This window comes from Ruoffia sp. FAM 24228 (assembly GCF_045528575.1).
GTDB classification, from domain to species: Bacteria; Bacillota; Bacilli; order Lactobacillales; family Aerococcaceae; genus Ruoffia; species Ruoffia halotolerans.
This window is the reverse complement of the sequence record NZ_JBGQQZ010000157.1, coordinates 1-531: the sequence shown is the minus strand read 5'-3', so window position 1 is coordinate 531 and position 531 is coordinate 1. Positions and strand designations below refer to the sequence as shown.

General features: G+C 35.8%; 1 protein-coding gene. It reads right to left on the bottom strand.

Annotation, left to right across the window (positions count from 1 at the left end; all coding sequences use genetic code 11):
- A partial coding sequence (locus ACEN33_RS12475; RefSeq protein ID WP_407095216.1) for a sigma-70 family RNA polymerase sigma factor occupies positions 1-496 on the bottom strand: 496 nt, incomplete at its 3' end.
- Between the last annotated feature and the right edge of the window lie 35 nt (positions 497-531).

Sequence of the window (531 nt, the reverse complement as noted above, 5' to 3'; positions counted from 1 at the left end):
TATCTCTAATTTGTTTCTTTCTTTTACTAATTGTTTTACGACTAACCCCATACTCCATTGCTAACTGTTGTGATGTGTAGTTCCCACTGAGAAGGGCCCAAAATAACGTAATTTCCGTACTATTAAGTCTCTTTTTTACTTCTTCGTAAAAGGATATTACTGCTAATCGACTGTCTTCTAATAGGCCTAATCCGTCTTCTTCTATAAATGTAATATCTAAGAGCGACACTTCATCCTTTGCTTTTTTGTCTGACCGGAATAGATCGATTAGATACCAAGTCAAACCACGCTTAGCAAAATTAGTGAATCGGTACTTGTCTTTAACAAGCGGGTCGCCGTCAAAATTCTCTGCTATCTTTATAAGCTTGATACGTAGCTCCTGGAGAAAATCTTCATACTGATTCTCTGATGGATAAATATATAAACTCTTCATAACACGATGGATTAGTGGGTTGTATTGGTCTAGTAACTGCTCAAAATCTTCATTCGTTTTCAAAGTCTATCTCACTCTCCTTTTACTATTAATGATAG